Source organism: Hymenobacter rubidus, assembly GCF_016734815.1.
GTDB lineage: Bacteria > Bacteroidota > Bacteroidia > Cytophagales > Hymenobacteraceae > Hymenobacter > Hymenobacter rubidus.
The window spans coordinates 1-667 of sequence record NZ_JAERQF010000086.1 but is presented as its reverse complement, the minus strand read 5'-3'; the positions used below and the strand labels follow the sequence as shown (position 1 = coordinate 667).

The window sequence follows — 667 nt, the reverse complement described above, 5'->3', positions numbered from 1 at the left end:
CGCGCAAATCAAACGAATAAGCTTTCATCGGCAGAAGGTACGTCCAAATCCGTAAACTATCCTGAAATCCGCTCTAAGTTGTGTGATAATATCAATGGCCACGGGCGGGCGGCCAAAGGTGAAAACATCCAATGCCGGATTATCGAGAAAATTATGCGCCGTCATATCGAAAACCGGCATGCCGAAATGATGGAAGGCCTTCACGAGCCGCTCGTAGTTTTCGGCTGATTTTTCCACCCACAGAGCCAGGTCGCCGGTAGTGCGGCTGTAGCCGTGCATGATAACCGAGTAGCCGCCTACCAGCACGTAGCGCACCTCGTGCAGCCGCAGCGCCTGTAGGAAATCCCGGAAATCGGGTTTAAACATATTACCCATCGCGGCGGGCGTGCTGGCGCGTGGCAAACGCCGTCCGGTCGAGCCGCGGCGGGTTGTCGAGGGCGTAGCCGTAGGCCACGCTGTTGAGGTAGGCAGCGGCGCGCAGGTGCTCGGCCATCGTGGCGGGCTGGCAGCGAGCGTGGTATTCGGCAGCCTGCTCGTGGGTGCCGGCGTGGTGGGCGGTGCGGTCGAGGCGGAAGGACATGATGAGAAATGTTATACCCGTCACGAAGTGGGTTGCGAATCGAGCAGGTGAAAGTGGAGGGTGAGTAAGGACGCGAGTTCGTGCCCG

Annotated in this window: 2 protein-coding genes; both read right to left on the bottom strand. The window is 58.9% G+C overall.

The features are described from left to right. Window positions 1-24: 24 nt before the first annotated feature. Window positions 25-366 (bottom strand): hypothetical protein, encoded by a 342-nt coding sequence (locus tag JKL48_RS22905; protein ID WP_236668996.1) that lies wholly within the window; start codon window positions 364-366, stop codon window positions 25-27. A 1-nt stretch (window position 367) separates the two neighbouring features. Next, entirely contained in the window at window positions 368-580 is a 213-nt protein-coding gene (locus JKL48_RS22900; RefSeq protein WP_201987743.1) for a hypothetical protein, read from the bottom strand. Window positions 581-667 lie beyond the last annotated feature (87 nt).